Here is an 18,574-nt window from a genome sequence, read left to right as displayed (position 1 = left end):
CATGCAAGATACAAGCGTTGTAGATACGCAAATACATAAAATCAGTTCACTAGCGGGATATCAGCAATCGCTAAATCATTTACTGGTTGATAGCGTTAACAATGGTGCATCGATTGGTTTTATCGCGCCATTGACGCGCGCACAAGCAGATCACTACTGGCACAGTATTGAATGCGATTTATTAAATGATAGCCGCGAATTATTTGTTATCACCGAAGGATCTGAGGTAATTGGTGCAGTGCAATTATCGCTGTGTCAAAAAGCTAATGGCGTTCACCGCGGTGAGGTTGAAAAGCTAATGGTACATAGCCAATACCAAGGCCAAGGATTTGCAAAACAACTTATGCATACCCTTGAAAAAAGTGCGCTGCAGCAACAATTAAAGCTACTGGTACTGGATACCCGCTTAGGCGATATTGCCTCACTTTTATATGAAAAATTAGGCTATATAGAAGCCGGTGAAATACCACAGTTTGCCCTTAGTTCATCGGGCGAATTACAAAGTACTGTGCTGTTTTATAAATTACTTAAGTGAGTTAAATTCGTCAATCGCTTACAACCTTATAATGTTATCAGCAGTCACTTCGCTTTTGTAACCTACCATAAAGGCATTTACTATAACGTTTAAATCGCTGCTAATACGTTGACAGAACAGATAAAATGGGATCAAGTAGACGAACTTATGAGCATGTTTTCAATGAGCACAAAAAGAAAACGCCAGTCAATATTAATTAACTGGCGTTAAGCTGACAGATTGCTATTTAATATATTAAATCACTATCTGTTATTTACACATCCTTGTTAACGGTTATTGCCGATGCCATCGACTCCGATATATGTAACGTACGCTGCGGAAATGGAATTATCAGCCCTGCTTGCTCAATAGACTCTTTTACACGTTTATTAAGATCCCAGACTGTTTGCCAATAATCACCGTTAACTGTCCACGCACGTAATTGAATATTCACTGAGCTTTCAGCTATCGATGTCACCATCACCTTAGGTGCTGGATCCGCTAATAATCGGCTTTCTGATGCGGCTATTTCTTTAAGTACATTTAAGCCATCATCTATTGAGTCAGCAAACGAAATACCTACTACAATATCCATGCGTCTTTTACCATTGCGAGTGAAATTTTTAATATTACCACCCCACACTTTGCCATTTGGCGAAGCGATATATAGGCCATCATTGGTTTTAAAAATAGTTGTAAAGAGGTTAATTTCACTCACAGTACCCGTTGTGCCACTGGCATCAACAAAGTCACCAACTTTAAATGGCCTAAGTATTAATAACATAATACCTGCGGCAATATTACTGAGGGTATTCTTTAACGCAAGGCCAATCGCAAGGCCAGCCGCCCCCATAAGTGCTATTAAACTGGCTGTATTAACACCAAAAATATCTAAAATAAACAACCCTGCAATGATATACACCAAGTAGCCCAGCACACTCGATAAAATTGGTAGTAAGGTTTTATCCATTTTCTTAAGAGGCGACTTAGAGTTTTGGATCGCTCTTTTAACAGAGCGCGCAATTAGAGCACCAGCTATAACAATAGCCAACGCTAGAATCAGTTTATAACCTAGAGTCATTATGGTTTCTGAATGATTTTGCCAAAACACTAATAACTTATCTTTCACTGTTTATTTCCACTAAGTAATTGCTGCAATTGAGCAAGGTTTAACATAGCTTACACAAGGTTAAAACCACATTGTTATAAGCCAATAAGTGTAAGCTGCTATAACCATTTGCGATTTGTAGCCTGCTAAAAAATAAGCTGGCCTTAAAGCGAAACCGCGCGATTATATAGCATAATAAATATAAACCTAACTTTTTATTTTAATCTTTAAAAACAATTAAAAATCATATAGTTAAATCAAGCCAGCAAGTTGGTGTAATAAGCATTCAATGGAGGTTAATCCTTCACTGTTACCATCACCACTAAGAGTATCAAACCTAGTCTCAGATTTAATCGAGGAGCAAGTCATGAGTAAAGAGAAAGTTGTACTTATTACAGGCGCTTCCAGTGGTATTGGTGAAGCAACAGCAAAAACCTTAGTCGCAAACGGTCATAAAGTAATTTTGACCGCTCGCAGTGAAGACAAACTTAATGCGCTGGTTGAAGAGTTAGGGGCTGATAACGCATTAGCAGTTTGCGCAGATGCCACTGATTTTTCATCGCTTGAAAACGTAGTTAATGCAGGTATAAAACACTTTGGCCGCCTTGATGTTGCATTTGCCAATGCCGGTATGGGTGTTCAAACGCCAGGTGTTGAAGAGGGCGATCCTGAGCAATGGCAAACAATGATTGATATTAATATCAATGCACTGCTTTACACCGCAAAACTCACTCTGCCACACCTAAGAAAAACCACAGGACACTTTATTTTAACCAGCTCAGCCGCAGGACGGATTGCCCTTAAAGGCTCTGTTTATGGCGCAACAAAATGGTTTGCTTACGGTTTTGGGCAAAACTTAGCTGAAGAAATGAAGCCATGGCAAGGACGCTGCACCACTATTGCCCCAGGCATGGTCAATACGCCTTTTTTTGATGAAGCAAAACCCGACAAACTCGACCCAAATGATGTAGCTGAGGCGGTACTATTTGCTATAGAGGCAAACCCACGTTGCAATGTACGAGAGTTATTTTTGATGCCGAGTAATTAACGGACTCGACAGTAATAAATGCCCTTAACAGGGCATTTAATTTGATCCAAGCAGTAAATTAATTACTGCAACTTAAACGCGCCTGTTTTAATCGGTTAATTGATGCGATAACTTGCGCAATCGTACCATGATTAATCTCGATAACTTGCGACTCACTTAACGCATCTTTATTTTGCAGAGCATCAACAATTAAGCTGTACTGGTTTTTATACCTAAGTGGATTCATCTAGGCTGATTGCCGATAGTGATCAACAGCAAAACTAAATAAAACTTTGATCATAAAAAATAGACTCACCATCAAAAACCACGTTGGCAGCGATAAGTAAATCAACAAAAAGATGCCATAACACATTAAGTTTGCAGCAATAAAACCCTGTATTAATTTACCATGTAACGCATTAACAACAGATGCTGCCACTATCGTATATGCCCATATAAGCAGTGCAGTATCTAGTGGCTGTGAAAGTAACCACGCAATCACTATTATATGAACGTGAATGGCAATAAAAATCAGCCTATTTTTAGGACGCTTTGTGTAAAACTCATTGGTACCAAGAGTGAAATTAGCAATACATCCTGCTAATACGTCAGCAATTAATATAAAAGCTAAGATTGCTCGCCAATTATCGAGTTTAATCTCCGCAACCGAATAAATAACCCAACTGCCGACTAAAGCAAACAAAATAGTACCGGTGATCTCTAAAATCGATTGTTTTTCGCCAAACACTTCATGCAAAAATTCAGGGGTTTTAAAATACTTCATTGTTAAACATTTCCTTATTTAAATTAAATTTTTGAACAACGACTTTCCATGTTTTTAACTATGCAAGTAGGTGACAAGATAAGCACCACTAGCAGCCAACGAAATAACATTATCTATATAGACACGCCATTAATTAAAAAAACACCGTAAAGGTAGCTGGATATGCTCAGGGATCTGATCAGAGATCACATACTTTTTTGCATCAACTGTGACTTCAAATAAAAGATACTCTGAATTTCTGCCAATATAACGCTCACCTATATTTGGCGTTATCTTATATATATTTCCGGTAAGAGTAAGCTGACTAGAGGCTGATATCTTTTCAAACCCGCCGTAAGGGCTGAGATGACCCTCTACGTTGTGATCTTTTAAGTAGTCGTTTCGAGGATGGCCAACCCATATAGGTTCGACACGAATTTCACTACTTTGAAATAATTTATTTGCTTGATAATGAATGGGCTCAAAGCACTGCTTCTCTATTTTAATATCACTGCAACCACTGATAGATATCACAGCAAGTATTGTAATATACTCAATGTATTGCATATCAACGTATTCCTTTACATACACTTGGATCTAGCTATTGGCAGCACTGCAATGCTAGCATTTTTATAACCCACATTTGGGTAAGTTATTTGCTTGAGTAACGAAAGTATTTTTATGTAGCAATAAGTCTAGCATTGATGAATTAATAATCTAATAAATACAACGAGTCTCTCGGTATAGCATTTGATTATTCTCTGTATAGCCACTTTTTATTATACGAGTCTAGATGCTACTATCTGATAACTATAGACATTAAAACAACCATTACAGGGCTTAAAAATGGTATTGCGTTCTCTTAAATCTCTGCTTTTTATTCCATCACTGATCGCTACTATTTTTATTGTACAAGCTTGCTCCGAGCCATCCCAAAATACCATTGCTGATGTAACTGGCGGCAAAATTCAAGGTACTGATTCGGGTAAAGTGATTTCTTTTAAAGGGATCCCTTTTGCTGCTCCGCCGATAAATGATAAGCGCTGGTGCGCACCGCAACCAGTAACTCACTGGCAAGGTGTAAAAAGTACTACCGAATTCGCAGCAGATTGCATGCAAAAACCATTTGCTGGCGATGCTGCACCACTGGGAACCCACCAGCTGAAGATTGTTTATATTTGAATGTGTTTAAGCCTGCAAAACAGAGTAAACAGCCTTACCCAGTAGTGGTGTGGATTTATGGGGGTGGCTTTGTCAATAGCGGTTCATCTCCTGGTGTGTATTCCGGTGAAAGTTTTGCAAAGCAAGGTGTGGTGTTTGTCAGCTTTAATTATCGACTTGGCCGGTTTGGTTTTTTTGCTCATCCAGCACTGAGTAGCTTTGAAAATGATGCTCTTGGCAATTATGCCTTCATGGATCAAATTGCAGCATTAAACTGGATCAAAAGTAACATCAGCCAATTTGGTGGTGATCCTCAGCAAGTCACACTGATGGGCGAATCTGCGGGCGGTAAGTCGGTGCATGCAATGATGCAAACCTCTGCTGCACAAGGATTATTCAATAAAGCTATTATTATGTCTGGTGGTGGTAGAGAGCTTTTTAATCAACTGCCACTAACCAGTGATAATAAAAATATCCTATCAGCTGAGCAAGTGGGAGTTAACTTTGCAGCTCAGCACGGTATAACAGGCGATAATAAAGCAGCATTAAACGCACTGCGTGCGCTAAGCGCCGAGCAGCTTGTTGATGGCCTTAACTTAGCAAATATGACCCCTTCCCCAGAAGCGCCCACCTATGTAGGCGGGCCCATTTTAGACGGTATATTAGTTAGTTCATCGACCGAAGAAGCATTCAACGAAGGTAACTTTAGCCATGTTCCCACTATGGTTGGCACCACAGATAAAGATATTGGCTTTGCAATTTACAGCACAAAGGAAGCATTATTTAAAAGTTTTGGCTCACGCGCTGAGCAAGCCCAACAAGCTTATGACAGTAAAGGCAACACAGATCTCGCAATACTTAATTATGAAACTGGTCAAGACCTCTTAATGCAAGAACCTGCTCGTTTTGTTGCTCAACAAGTGAGTAAATTTTCACAGCCCGCGTTTATTTACCGATTTGGCTATGTAGCACAAACAGTTACTGCACAAGGCGCAGCGCACGCGACTGAAATACCTTACTTTTTCAATACAGTAACAACTAAGTATGGCCATATTACCACCGAGCAAGACAAACAAACGGCTAAAACAATGCATCGTTACGTTACTAATTTTATTAAATACGGCACACCCAATGGGCCGGGGTTATCTGCTTGGCGCGCATTTAAAGAAGATGAGCGCTATATCCTACAACTGAATAAACAAGGTACTGCGACTTTTTCACCAGATCCTCTTGAAGCTCGTCTTGATGTAACACAAGCTAAAGCCTCAATAAAATAGTGTTGAAGTAACTCAGCTTGCTATTAAGTCATTTAGGTGAATATCTAAGACATTATTTTAAATAGCAGCTCTCTTACTGTGGCAGGTTCAAATGGCTTGTCACATATGGCATCTACACCAGCTTGAGCAATATTAGCTAAATGAGTGTCGTTTGCCTCAGAACTCACCATCAAAATAGGAATATGCGAGTAAGCATTCGAGCTTCTTACGGTCTCCGTTAGCTCTTTGCCATCCATTTCTGGCATATTGTAATCAGTAACAATTAAATCAAATGATTGGGTGTTAAGGTGTTCAATCGCTTGTTTGCCATTTTCTGCTTCTACAGGCGTCGGTATTCCCATTCCAGCCAATACCCTAATAATATGCTTGCGTGCAAAACGACTGTCATCAACCACAAGTACACGCAATAGCGTTACATCAAAATGCTCTAACTCAACTTCTTCTTCAGTGATGATATCTAAGGTTGCCTTTAACGCACGCGTAATTGCCTCAGCGCTAAATGGCTTTGGTAAAATAGCTAATACCCCTGACTGCCTTAACTGTTCAAGATAGGTTTTATTGCGCTCTGTTGATACCAGCATAAAAGCTTGATGCTCAATACCAGGGGTTACTCTGATTTTTTGCAATAAAGAGTCAGCGCTACCGTCAGAAAAATACATGCTGCTAATAACCAAATCCGGCTGATAATTCTCCAGCATTGTTAACGTTTTCGCTTGAGAAGTGGCAGTTTCAATTTGTGACACACCGCATTGAGTAAGTGACTTTATAATAAGCTTTTGCTGAACATCTGAAGGCTCTACTAATAATATTGATAAATTGGCTATTGCTGTTAAATCTTTCATTTAAATCTCTTCAGTGTTGCTATGTTTAGTTACGTTGAATATAGTCTAATGCAGTCATTTTATGATAACTCACATTACTATACATAACATGCGCAGGTTCTGGATCAACGATTTCGATTGGGATATCGTAATTGCGTGCCACTTCTAGCGCCATTTGGGTAATATTAACGCTAAACGAAGTGCCAATAAAAACGATTTTATCGGCATCAAGCATCCGCTGTTGTGCTTCGCTAATACGATAAAGTTCAGTGTAGTATTCATCAAATAACAACACAAAAGGCTTTAAAGATTGATCCACCACTGGCTGCTGGTTTTCAATGTTAAACAGCTCAAGCAGTGACTCATGTAAGCAGCTTTCGTCTACATTATCCCACGGTGTCGTATGCGCTTTCACATCATCGCCTTGATGATGAAACAAAGTCATTTGATCAAGCCGGCCATGAATGGCGATATAGTTTTTATTGCCTGCTTTGCCATCTAGCCCGTCAATATTTTGTGTGATCAGGTTTTTATCGCTCAACCACTGATGAACTTCGTTAGGACCGTGGTTGCGATAAGTAGCAAAGCGATGATAATACCAAGCTAAAAACTCCCGTGGGTTGTTTTCATACATAGCACGCGTAGCCATTTCCATTGGCGTATAGTTTTTACTGCCAATAGTCCAAAACCCATCTTCACCTCGAAAGGTAGGAATGCCGCTGGCGGCACTCACACCGGCTCCGGTTATATATAATGTATTCATAGCGTTCCCAATAAGCGCTAAACACACGTTTGATTTTTGCCTTGCTTCTTTGCTTGATAAAGCAATTCATCCGCTTTGTGCATCGCTTTATCAATCGGCACATCCGCAGTTAGTTTACTGATCCCCATGCTCACTGTAACAGCCAGCTGGTTTACACCAATATCTAAACGATTTTGTGATAAAGCATAATGAATATCGTTGGCAAATTGTGTCGCTTGTTGTTTATTTTTATGGCGTAGAAAAAATAAAAACTCTTCACCGCCCCAGCGCGCCACCATATCATTTTCACTTAACTGAGCAACAAATAAATCAGCAAGGTGCTTTAGTACTTCATCGCCAACTGAGTGACCATATTGATCATTAATATCCTTAAAATTATCTACATCCGCAATGATAATACTCCCAGTTTGCAGCTGGGCATCAAATTGCTCGAGTTCCGCCATAGCATAACGTCGATTAGGCAAGTTTGTTAAAGGGTCGCGAGTCGCTAAATACTCATTTTTATGTACAAGTTCAATCAAACGGTGGCTATACATTTGCCGAAAATATTCATAAAAGCCACTCAATAACGCAACAATTATAAAAGAAGCAATAATACGAATTGGAAAATAAACCGAGTAACCGCTGTAAAATTTAAAGTAGCTCGATAAATAAAAGGCGCCAGTTACGCAAATTACAAAAATAATTAAATCAATGATTCCCCGTTTAAAACCACGCACAAAAAAGGTTACCGGAGATACAATAAAAATCCAAATAGGCCCAGTACCATGGCTCCCTCCTGTAAGTACTAAATAAATCATTAAAGCATATAAAGTATACAAAACAATTAAAGAGGAAATCTCGACTCTATCACCAAGGCAAAAAGGGGAAGCAAGTAAAATTGATGAGCCTAATAGAGGGTAAACCAAAGTAGATTGATTATTAAACAAAGCGATTATTGCCATACAAAGCGTTGTCAACGTACCTATTACGGAAAAGAACCTAATAATAAGTTTTCGTTCGGCCATATCAGAATAGCTAATCATCAATACAATGCATCACTTATCAATAGTAAAGGCAATCTTTGCATGCAAAAACTGATTGTAAGATTGCACTAAAATTAAAATAATTAATCAGTTACCAGTTCAAATATAGTCTAGACATGAGATCATTGTAAAAGTGAAAGTAATAAATAGTTGCTAAAAGTAAGCTTACACGCGAATAACATCCTGGTATTACTAAGCTGAGCAAATAGGTTTTGCCATATCATTGCTTCAAAAAATCGGCTGCTCATTAGCAATAACCTTTAGATTTAGCTTTACCTAAGTTGCAAAAGGCTCAGGTAAAGCTGGTTAAAGCTGGTTAATGCAAAGGATAAAAGTGGGTTCAAAAGTATCATTAAATAATCATACTTTATTTGTAAGCCCTGCGAAAAACCCTTAATAAGCGACGCTCATACGTTGATTAATATGCGCGGCATTTTGCACTTCATCCAGCATAGCAATCGCGTAATCAGTCACTGATATTTTGCTTTCACCTTGTTCATTAGTAAAAAACGCATCGCCACCAATACGATACGGACCTTCACTTGCGCCAGGGTAAATAACCGCGGCAGGGCTTACAAACGTCCATTGTGTGGTTGTGTTTGTTGCTTTAAATACACTGAGAGCCTCACCTTGCGCCAACGCTTCATCTTTATATTCAGCAGGAAAGTCCGGCGATGACACTAACGTAACACCAGACGCAACTTCTAAACTACCTGCACCACCAACCCACAGTAAACGAGTACTGCTACCTGACAGTGCAGTTAATAAACGCTTGGCCGTTTGCGCAACTAATTCATGGTTACCCGCTGCACGTCCACCGATTGAGGCAATCACCACATCAGCGTTCGTTAATACTTCTGCAATGTCATTTTGAGATTGTAAGTCAAACTCTTCTACCGCTGTACCGTCAGTCACCTTATCCGCATCACGAACAACCGCCGTCACATTGTGACCATTAGCTTTTGCCTGCGCCATGATGTGGCTACCAATCCAACCTGTTGCGCCTAAAATAGTAATATTCATGTCTGTATCCTTAAAAAAGTATTAATCATCTGAGTTGATGTAATCAGTTTACTTGCTCATTAATTGATGATAAATAAACCTTATAGATACACATTAGTTCACCTTAGGATGCTAATGGATAAGATAACTGCAATCCAAAGCTTTGTTGAAGTCGCCCGCAGTGGCAGCTTTACAAAAGCAGCTGCTCACTTAGAGCTCAGCCGCTTACAAGTCACCCGCCACGTACAAGACATTGAGCAGTGGCTGAGCTTGCGATTATTTCACCGCACCACCCGTAAAGTCAGCTTAACCAATCAGGGCGAAGAAGCGCTTGCCTACTGTAAGCAAATACTCAGCACCGTATTGGATTTACAAAGTAGAGCACATAACCATAATAACGAGCTGGTTGGTACCATTAGAGTCGCAGCCCCTATTGGACTTGGCCAAAATCTGTTGTTTGATGCAATTGAAGAATTTGTTGCTATACACCCAAATACTCATTTTCAGCTAGTACTCTCAGATCGGTTATCACAACTGGTTGATGAGCGAGTAGATATAGCACTGCGCTATACTCATGAGCCTGATGAGCAATTAATTGCGCGTAAGCTTATGTATATCAATACGGCTATTTGCGCCTCCCCAACTTATTTGGCGAACAACAGTCCAATCACTAAACCGCAAGATTTATTGCAACACAATTGTTTAGTGCATAGCGGTAGTTCAACATGGCATATTATTAGTGATAACGAGGATGAAAAAGTCACCGTAAAAGGCAGTATTAATGCTAATGATATGTCTGTGCTACTAAAAGCAGCAATCAAAGGAATGGGGATCGCAAATTTGCCGTGTGACTTGGCAAATCGCTATTTAGAGCAAGGTAAACTGGTTAAAGTGAATCCATCTTTTTCATCACCTGGCCAGCATTTATGGGCTGTGTATTTATCTCGTCATTATCAACAAAATGTGGTCAGAGCGTTTATTGATTTTTTAGCGCTGCGATGGCAACAAGATATCCTATAAAATGACTGTGTAGTATTAGAATATTACCCATTACTGATTAGTGTATGTTTTACTAGGAGCTCATTGTATTAGAGTGCACTTAATCTCCACTCTGATACGTTTACGCACAATTAATATCTGGAGCAGAACATGGCTAAAGTACTTATGATCACCGGTGACTTTGTAGAAGACTATGAAAACATGGTGCCTTTTCAAGCATTATTGGCGATGGGTCACCAAGTTGATGCTGTATGTCCTGATAAAAAAGCAGGTGATACTATCGCCACCTCAATTCATGATTTTGAAGGTGACCAAACCTATACTGAAAAGCGCGGTCATAACTTTGCGCTAAACGCGACATTTGCCAATATTAATGCCGCTGATTACGATGCCCTGTATTTACCCGGTGGCCGTGCCCCTGAGTATTTACGCTTAAACGCGAAAGTAATTGAAATAATTCAGCATTTTGCTACAGCGGATAAACCCATTGCCTCTATTTGTCACGGCCCGCAATTGCTCACAGCAGCAGGAGTTATTGAAGGTAAAAAAGTATCCGCTTACCCTGCTTGCCAACCTGAAGTGAAAATGGCGGGTGCCGAGTACGTTGAATTACCAATGGATGGCGCCATTACCGATGGCAAACTAGTAACAGCACCAGCATGGCCTGCACACCCTGCCATGTTAAAACAGTTTGTAGCCTTGCTATAATCGCAGTTCAGCAGCATCAAGAGGTTAATCATGTGCCAACTTTTTATTAATGCCGACAGTCGGTTATGGACCTGTCGTACCAAATCACTGCGGATTGACGGCGTTGTTACGTCGATTCGTTTAGAAGAGTTTTTTTGGGATATTTTAGAAGAAGTGGCATTTCGTGATCAAATGACCGTTAATCAAATGATCACTAAGCTGTACCTTGAATCTCTTGATGCTGATCACGACATTGGTAATTTCACTTCATTTTTACGTGTCTGTTGTTCGCGTTATTTATCGCTGGTGGCCGATGGCAACTTAACCCGCGAAGATGCGATACCTTTAAATGATATCGACGCGACACAAGTTTTAGAACAAGAAAAATTGCGTACCAGTGTGCGCAAAAGCCAGTATATAGATACATCGTTAAAGTCTTCACTTAACTAGAGTTTTCATGTCACAATCCTCCTTAGTTCGATCTTTTAAAAAGATTGTTGGCGCACGTTATGTATTAACGAGCGATCGTGCAACTGCTCCTTACCGTAAAGGCTTTAGAGAAGGTCACGGTCCGGCACTAGCAGTAGTAAAACCGGCAACACTATTACAACAATGGCATATTTTACAAGCCTGTGTAAGTGCAAAGGTCATCGTTATTATGCAAGCCGCAAATACCGGTTTAACGGGCGGCTCAACACCGACACAAGGTTGCGATCGCAATACGGTGATCATCAACACCTCGCGCCTTAACGACATTCAAGTATTAGCTGAGCAACAACAAATTGTCGCGTTCCCTGGGGCGAGTTTGTTCTCATTAGAAAAAGCCCTCGCCCCATACGGCCGAGTACCACATTCAGTTATTGGCTCATCATGTATTGGCGCATCGATTGTCGGTGGGGTATGTAATAACTCAGGTGGCGCTTTAGTTGAGCGAGGCCCAGCATATACTGAACTTGCCTTATACGCCCAAGTAAATAGCAATGGTAGCCTCAGTTTAATTAATAATTTAGATATTGAACTTGGCGATACACCAGAGCAAATACTCACTAATTTACAAAATAAAAAATACCGCACCCAAGATGTTAAAACGACAGCTAAGAAAGCATCCGATCGCGAATATGCCGATTGGGTTCGTAAAACAAATGATGATACCCCGGCACGATTTAATGCCGATCCTCGGCGTTTACATCAAGCCAGCGGCTGTGCGGGAAAACTAGCTGTATTTGCCGTACGAGTAGATACCTTCGCAAAAAATCAACAAGAACTGACGTTTTACCTCGGTACTAATTCCTCCACTGCGTTGCAAGCGGTACGAAAAACGTTATTAGAGCAAGCCACCAGCTTGCCTGTTTACGCCGAATATTTACACCGTGATATTTTTGAGCTTGCTGATAATTATGGTCGAGATACAGTATTATTAATTAAACATCTTGGCACCAATTGGTTGCCTACTTTTTTTAATATTAAGCGCCAGCTCGATTCCGTCTGTCAAAAACTGCCTTTTATACCCAAAAATGCTATTGATAAACTAGTTTATTGCTTCGCAAAACTGTTCCCAAGTCAAACACCCAATAAGCTCAAGCAATGGAATAGTCAATATCAACATCAGCTCATTTTGACAGTTAAAGGCGAGGCGCATCAACAAACTCTTGCATTGCTTGAACACGTTCAAAAAGACTACCAAATTGATTTTTTTCAGTGTAGTGAGCAAGAAGCTAAATCGGCATACTTACTACGTTTTGCTGCCGCAGGTGCTGCTGTGCAATATGCCAAAATAAATCATCAAGAAGTCGAAGATATTCTCGCGCTGGATATCGCTTTAAAACGTAACGACAACGAATGGTTTGAAAAATTACCGCCAAGCATCTGCAATAAATTAGTAGGGAAACTGTATTACGGGCACTTTTTATGTCACGTATTTCACCAAGATTACTTAGTGCGTAAAGGTGAAGACGGCAAAGCAATTAAAGCAGCCTTACTTGAGTTATTAGAGCAACGCGGCGCGCAATACCCCGCAGAGCATAATGTAGGACATCATTATGATGCAAAACCAGCCCTTGCTGATAACTATCGCAATTTAGATCCAACCAATAGCTTTAATGCGGGCATTGGCGGCATGTCTAAAAAGCGCGATTATGCTAAGTAAGCTAATAAGCGCGATTTTACATCGCGCTGTTAGCACACTTAAAAGCTGTAATTAATCCCAGCATAATAACGGCGGCCTGAATAACTAGTATTAAGTAGCCGCGCATCGGTATCTTTACCCAAACGTGTTACCGACTCCGATTGCGTTAAGTTAATTACCGCTGCGGTAAAGCTTAAGTTATCGGTAACGTTATATGCTGCATTTACATCTACTTGCTGGTATGGATCTTGGTAGACATTTAAACCACTGTTAATACCGAGCACCGTTTCACCTCGTTTATTGTACGAAGCGCGAATGTTAAAACTATCCCCTTCATAATAAACGGAGGTGTTATATTGATAGTCAGCACTGCCTATTAATGGCGACTCTGCTAACTTTTCACCTGCAACTGTTACATCGGCCTGATTGGTGTTGTTATACGTGTAGTTTGCGTAAATACCAAAGCCACTATCAAAGGCGTGTTGAATAAACACTTCCACCCCTTTTGATACCGCATCAGTACCATTACCTACGGTGCTATACGGGGAAATACTAATAGTACCAGCATCAACAAGACCTGCTTGCCCTGCAAATTCACGCTGTGAATCAATCACCAGTGGCACGATAAAGTTATCGACCTGTTTATGAAATAACGCAACACCTAATGCAGAGCCTGGCGCGTAGTAATACTCAAGAGATAAATCGGCTTGTACTGACTCAAACGCTTTTAAATTTTTATTACCACCACTACCACTAAAACCGGGTTGTTCATTAAAAGCGGCGCGATCATCTGCCCATTCGTCCGACACATAAGTAATACGCTGTTGACTACCCAAATCGCCGTAATCGGGGCGCGACATCACTTTAGCAAGCGCACCACGGATCACCACATCATCACTGGCATCCCACGCAATATTTAAACTCGGCAATACGTGGGTGTCTGCTGTTTGCTGCGTGATCAACTGGTATTGCTCAACTAAACGATCATCACCGGTGATTTGCTCGCCCGTTTCGTCATCGGTTTCATCCAATAAAAAGGTATAGAGATCGGTTGAAGCACTGCTAGTCTTGGTTTGTACAACGCGCACACCAAAATTACCGCGTATATCTCTGTACTCAAAATCACCTTGTAAATAAAACGCACTGATCTGCTCGGCAATATCATAGACAAAGTTATCTTCAATTCGAGTATACGGCACATAGTTACTGTAAATATAATCGCGATATTTATGCCAATTAATAGTTGGCATTAAATTGATATTAAAGCCACCAGCAATATTGCTTTCACCTTCCACATTAAACACATCTTGTGCCTGTGGCATACCATTATTCCATTGATAGCTATCAAATTGCGTGATACCCCCTGCGCTTGCCTCGCCTGCGGCAATATCAAAACTTGGATCAAGGAAAAAGTTGTTGCCCGTTTCGCGATGCAGTGATGCATCACGGTATTTTGCACCAGTGCGAATGGTGGTCAATATGCCCCAATCAACATAAAAATCAACGTCGCCTTGGTAGTACTTTTCTGCTAAGGTGCTACGTACAAAACTTGAGTTCGATGAGCCTGCATCACGACCTCCGCCAACACCTGCGAGTAAGTTATTGAGTGTATTTGGGTCTATCAGCATCGAAATACGGTCATCACTGATTGACCAAGCGGCACTTTGCGAGGCGTTCTCAATATTACTTTGCCCCTCACCCGCGTTTGAGCTTTTATACGCTGCTTGCCAACTTTCTTTTGGCCCGCCTTTAGCTTTAGTTTTACCAACGACAAAGCGTGCTGTAAAGTTGTCGCCTTCGTAGCTTAAGTTAAAATCAAAAGTATCAGAGGTTGACTCTTCATCCACATAACTGCCGCGCAACCACGGCAATTGCATATCTTTTTCAACGCCACTGGCCATGGCACTATAGTCCATGCCATTGACAATTGTGCCACTTTCATCAAGTGTAATACCGGTTAAAAAGTCAGGATTTAACGCCCATTCCGGCATATCAACAACCGAGTCGCTGCGTTGTTGCTTTAAACTAAAGCCAAAGTAATTAAAACCTAGTTCAATGCGATTAGTTGGTCGCCACTGAGTCGAAAACTGCACGCCTTCACGTTCACGTTTTTCATTCACAACAGAGCTGCGCACCACCTGCGGAAACCACATATTCTCATAACGTTGCCCGTTGGCATCAGTCACTGCGCCCCAGTCATTACTGTTATTAACCTCGTTACCATTTATATCAACAGCTTGCTGACCTGTGTAACGCCAAACATTGGCATCTGTGCAACCAGAGAGCGTACGGTTGGTGCGCTCTTGACGGGTATAGCCAAGTAAAAAACCAAAGCTATCGCTATCGTTTTTCCATGAATACAAACCAGTAAACTGAGGTTCATAATCTTCTGTTACATCTGCATAAGTACTTTCAACATTAAAAACGCCCGAATTAGCATCCATATCCAGTGGTTTGCGGCTATGCATTAACACTGTACCACCGACGCCACCTTCATCTAGTCGCGCTTCAGGTGATTTGAATACTTCAACGCTTGCGATCATCGCTGATGGGAGTAAAGCATAATCAAATGAACGAGATGGCTCTCCTGGTGAGGAGGCAATAAAATTACCATTTAACTGCGTGTAAGTAAGATCAGACGATAAACCACGAATACTCACCGTTGATCCTTCACCGCCTTCACGTTCAATCACTACACCCGGCACACGGGCTAATGAATCAGCCACGTTTTTATCCGGGAATTTACCAATGTCTTCAGCGGTAATGGCATCAACCACAGAACTCGATAAACGCTTCACCGCTAAGTTTTCAGCCATGCTAGAGCGAATACCTCGCACCTCAATCACTTCCATATCTTTTTCTGTTTGAGTGCCTGTTAATTGCTCGGCAGCCGCCGCATTCATAGCACTAAAAACCGATAAACTAATAACTGAAAAACGCAGCGATGCTGCTAAAGGCGAGTAACACGTTGAGGTTGACATTGAATGTACGAGTCCATTACTGGTTAACAATTGTAAAGGCGGCAATTGTACACAGCCAGACTTAATGGATTGTTAACCACAACTTACAAGTAACTGAATAAGCGAGCAAATAACCACCTCATAAAAGCCTTGCTCGCACCTAAATAACAGAGCTCGATAGGTTAATTACTCAAGCCTTGCATCCATAAGGTTACTAACTGCTGAGCAGAGATACCTAGCGCTGGTGTCTCATTGGTATCAGCTGCTGTAGTGAAAATTTTCTGCGCGACTTGCCGACCAACAAGTTGAGAGGCTGAGGCTTTATCTATGCGTTGTTGATAAAAAGCCGTTAAGGCGTGCTCTAAATCATCATACTTTTCTAACACCCGTACAAGATGCCAAGCATCTTCTAGCGCCTGACATGCCCCCTGCCCCGAAGTTGGTAAAGGAGCATGAGCCGCATCTCCCATAATCAGTACGTTACCTTGATGCCAATATGGCAAACGGTCAATATCGTGCACAAATATTCGCTTCAGTGAGTTTTCATCATAAGACTTAAGCACCTGCTGTACCGCATCTGGCCAAGTTAAAAAGCGTTGGTGCATTTCTTCATACCAAGCAGATAGCGGCCGCGCTTTATCAATATTTGCACTCCACCCGGCAGCCCAATAACAAAGGTCTGCTTTAACAGGCACAATACCAAAGCGCTCGCCACGGCCGCGAAAATCATGGATCACATTATCTAAAGTGCCCGGTTTTAACTGGCTAATAGCAATAATATTAATAAACCCCTGATACTGAGGAGTGATTTTTTCAGCATATAAGAATTGCCTTACCACCGAGTTCATCCGCCCATCAGCGCCCACAACTAAATCAAAATCTTGTTTTAGTTGAGCAATCTCTGATACGGTTATTGCGCTGTTAAAATGTATGTTTCCCCCTAAATCAGCTAATGTGCGGCCCAACACACTCATAAGATCACGGCGCAATATACTGATACTAGAAAAACCACTGAGTGTATTTACTTTTGCAATATCAAATTCACTTTGCACCGTGCCATGCTGATCACACTGACGCATAAACAAAGGCATACCGCCCAGCGCTTGGATCTGTTTATCCAAGCCCATTTGCTGTAACACAAACATTGCATTCGGCCATAACGTTACCCCGGCACCAATAGAGGAAATCTCACTATCGCGCTCAAATATGTTCACCTGATAACCTTTTCGTGCTGCAAGAATGGCCAGCGCTATCCCCCCCATGCCCGCACCCACAATGGCAATTCGCTTGCTGTTCATATTCTTTACCTCAATAATTAACTGAATAACCATTATCACAAAGTCATTTTTTAAGATAAATTAGTAATAATTGCGTTATTAATCCCATATTTTGAGTTAATTAATGATTGATAAAATCGAACTTCAGTGGTTACTCAGCTTTCAGTGCGTATATGAACAACTGAGCTTTAAACTCGCAGCCGAACAACTGCAATTGCCTACATCTAATGTTAGCCGCCATGTCGCGTTATTAGAGAAGCAACTTAATTTAAGGTTATTACAACGTACCACCCGAAAAATGATTGCAACGGCTGCAGGTAAACAACTTTATCAATCTATCACCCCACTGATACAAGCAATGAATGACTCGCTAGAAGAGGTGTCTGTGTATGGTGATTCTCTTGCCGGGCATCTTAAAATCATCATGCCTGATCTGCCTTTTTTAGCCGAAATAAGCGCAGAGTTTTGCTCTGTGCACCCACAAATACAGCTAAGTTGCGATACGCAACTAAATCCAACCGAAGGCTTGTTAGAGGGATTTGATTTGGTGCTACGCTTTGGCCGTGGTCCATTGGACGATTCAGGTTGGGTTGCTAAAGAACTGCTGCGCTGGCCCAGTTGCATTGTTGGCGCGCCACAACTGATCAACAATGCGCCACCGCCTCGCTCGCTAGATGAGTTAAGTAAAGTTCCTTGTATTACTAGCTTATCAGTACTGCAAGGTATGCCTTGGCGTTTTAAACAGCAACAAGCAGTGCAAGTAAAATCTAATTTTAAAGTAAACAGTGGCAACATGGCCAAAGCCGCTGCACTAAAAGGGCTCGGCTATGCCATTTTACCCATTCATGCATGCCAAGAAGATATAGACAACGGCTCATTGATCAATATTAAACTCGACCATGAACCAGAAGATCTGGTGTTATACGCATTTTATGCAGGCAGAAAATACCCGCTAGAAAAGGTAAAAGTATTTTTAGAATTCTTAAAGTCTAAATGCATTGAGCTTACCTAAGATATCAATGCAGTTAGAATTAGATGTACAAGTAAGCTAGAAGAAGGAAAGTA

19 protein-coding genes are annotated in these 18,574 nt (G+C 41.1%); 9 read left to right on the top strand and 10 right to left on the bottom strand.

All coding sequences use genetic code 11. The features are described 5' to 3' along the window. The first annotated feature begins 1 nt into the window (after window position 1). Window positions 2–535 (top strand): GNAT family N-acetyltransferase, encoded by a 534-nt coding sequence (locus H5232_RS10695; RefSeq protein ID WP_182830856.1) that lies wholly within the window; start codon window positions 2–4, stop codon window positions 533–535. Between the two features lie 253 nt (window positions 536–788). On the opposite strand, the gene H5232_RS10690 is transcribed toward H5232_RS10695, so the two are convergent. Next, window positions 789–1,643 carry a mechanosensitive ion channel family protein gene (locus H5232_RS10690; RefSeq protein ID WP_182830855.1) on the bottom strand — a complete coding sequence of 285 codons (855 nt, stop codon included), beginning with the start codon at window positions 1,641–1,643 and terminating at the stop codon, window positions 789–791. 346 nt (window positions 1,644–1,989) lie between these two features. Between H5232_RS10690 and H5232_RS10685 the strand changes: the two genes are divergently transcribed. Further along, window positions 1,990–2,670, top strand: a complete 681-nt coding sequence (locus H5232_RS10685; RefSeq protein WP_182761788.1) for an SDR family oxidoreductase — start codon at window positions 1,990–1,992, stop codon at window positions 2,668–2,670. A 58-nt stretch (window positions 2,671–2,728) separates the two neighbouring features. On the opposite strand, the gene H5232_RS10680 is transcribed toward H5232_RS10685, so the two are convergent. From H5232_RS10680 to H5232_RS10670, 3 genes are all read right to left on the bottom strand, one after another. Next, window positions 2,729–2,896 carry a hypothetical protein gene (locus H5232_RS10680; protein WP_182768094.1) on the bottom strand — a complete coding sequence of 56 codons (168 nt, stop codon included), beginning with the start codon at window positions 2,894–2,896 and terminating at the stop codon, window positions 2,729–2,731. Beyond that, a complete protein-coding gene (locus H5232_RS10675) occupies window positions 2,897–3,433 on the bottom strand; it encodes a hypothetical protein (protein WP_182740470.1) in 537 nt (178 codons plus the stop codon). A gap of 129 nt (window positions 3,434–3,562) precedes the next feature. After that, complete coding sequence (locus H5232_RS10670) at window positions 3,563–3,979, bottom strand: hypothetical protein (protein ID WP_182740471.1); 417 nt, start codon at window positions 3,977–3,979, stop codon at window positions 3,563–3,565. Window positions 3,980–4,258: 279 nt separating this feature from the next. On the opposite strand from H5232_RS10670, the gene H5232_RS23930 reads away from it, so the two are divergent. Together H5232_RS23930 and H5232_RS10665 are read left to right on the top strand one after the other, a co-directional pair. After that, window positions 4,259–4,594, top strand: a complete 336-nt coding sequence (locus H5232_RS23930) for a carboxylesterase family protein (RefSeq protein WP_220496068.1) — start codon at window positions 4,259–4,261, stop codon at window positions 4,592–4,594. Between the two features lie 2 nt (window positions 4,595–4,596). Further along, window positions 4,597–5,850 (top strand): carboxylesterase family protein, encoded by a 1,254-nt coding sequence (locus tag H5232_RS10665; RefSeq protein ID WP_310736875.1) that lies wholly within the window; start codon window positions 4,597–4,599, stop codon window positions 5,848–5,850. 44 nt (window positions 5,851–5,894) lie between these two features. Here H5232_RS10665 and H5232_RS10660 read toward each other — a convergent pair whose 3' ends face one another. The 4 genes from H5232_RS10660 to H5232_RS10645 all read right to left on the bottom strand — a co-directional run bounded on the left by H5232_RS10660 (window position 5,895) and on the right by H5232_RS10645 (window position 9,482). After that, window positions 5,895–6,692, bottom strand: coding sequence for a response regulator (locus H5232_RS10660; RefSeq protein ID WP_182761786.1), 798 nt, complete (start codon window positions 6,690–6,692; stop codon window positions 5,895–5,897). A gap of 25 nt (window positions 6,693–6,717) precedes the next feature. Then, window positions 6,718–7,434: a Sir2 family NAD-dependent protein deacetylase gene (locus H5232_RS10655; protein ID WP_182830854.1), complete on the bottom strand. Its 717-nt coding sequence runs from the start codon at window positions 7,432–7,434 to the stop codon at window positions 6,718–6,720. 17 nt (window positions 7,435–7,451) lie between these two features. Beyond that, a complete protein-coding gene (locus H5232_RS10650) occupies window positions 7,452–8,378 on the bottom strand; it encodes a GGDEF domain-containing protein (protein WP_182798054.1) in 927 nt (308 codons plus the stop codon). A 474-nt stretch (window positions 8,379–8,852) separates the two neighbouring features. Continuing rightward, on the bottom strand, window positions 8,853–9,482 hold the full coding sequence (locus H5232_RS10645) for an NAD(P)-dependent oxidoreductase (protein WP_182784700.1): 630 nt from the start codon (window positions 9,480–9,482) through the stop codon (window positions 8,853–8,855). A 114-nt stretch (window positions 9,483–9,596) separates the two neighbouring features. Here H5232_RS10645 and H5232_RS10640 point away from each other — a divergent pair, with 114 nt between their 5' ends. The 4 genes from H5232_RS10640 (at window position 9,597) to dld (ending at window position 13,293) form a co-directional block, all read left to right on the top strand. Next, entirely contained in the window at window positions 9,597–10,481 is an 885-nt protein-coding gene (locus H5232_RS10640; RefSeq protein ID WP_149981896.1) for a LysR family transcriptional regulator, read from the top strand. Window positions 10,482–10,610: 129 nt separating this feature from the next. After that, window positions 10,611–11,168, top strand: coding sequence for a DJ-1/PfpI family protein (locus H5232_RS10635; RefSeq protein WP_149981897.1), 558 nt, complete (start codon window positions 10,611–10,613; stop codon window positions 11,166–11,168). Window positions 11,169–11,198: 30 nt separating this feature from the next. Continuing rightward, window positions 11,199–11,597, top strand: a complete 399-nt coding sequence (locus H5232_RS10630; protein WP_149981898.1) for a ribbon-helix-helix domain-containing protein — start codon at window positions 11,199–11,201, stop codon at window positions 11,595–11,597. A 7-nt stretch (window positions 11,598–11,604) separates the two neighbouring features. Beyond that, on the top strand, window positions 11,605–13,293 hold the full coding sequence (gene dld, locus H5232_RS10625) for a D-lactate dehydrogenase (protein ID WP_182830853.1): 1,689 nt from the start codon (window positions 11,605–11,607) through the stop codon (window positions 13,291–13,293). Between the two features lie 38 nt (window positions 13,294–13,331). On the opposite strand, the gene H5232_RS10620 is transcribed toward dld, so the two are convergent. After that, on the bottom strand, window positions 13,332–16,253 hold the full coding sequence (locus H5232_RS10620; protein ID WP_182830852.1) for a TonB-dependent receptor: 2,922 nt from the start codon (window positions 16,251–16,253) through the stop codon (window positions 13,332–13,334). A gap of 161 nt (window positions 16,254–16,414) precedes the next feature. Next, on the bottom strand, window positions 16,415–17,530 hold the full coding sequence (locus H5232_RS10615; RefSeq protein WP_182830851.1) for an FAD-dependent monooxygenase: 1,116 nt from the start codon (window positions 17,528–17,530) through the stop codon (window positions 16,415–16,417). Window positions 17,531–17,633: 103 nt separating this feature from the next. Here H5232_RS10615 and H5232_RS10610 point away from each other — a divergent pair, with 103 nt between their 5' ends. Beyond that, window positions 17,634–18,521 (top strand): LysR family transcriptional regulator, encoded by an 888-nt coding sequence (locus H5232_RS10610; protein ID WP_182830850.1) that lies wholly within the window; start codon window positions 17,634–17,636, stop codon window positions 18,519–18,521. Window positions 18,522–18,574: the final 53 nt, after the last annotated feature.

The organism is Pseudoalteromonas sp. SG41-5, from assembly GCF_014164495.1.
Lineage (GTDB): Bacteria > Pseudomonadota > Gammaproteobacteria > Enterobacterales > Alteromonadaceae > Pseudoalteromonas > Pseudoalteromonas rhizosphaerae.
This window is presented reverse-complemented; position numbering and strand designations above follow the sequence as displayed.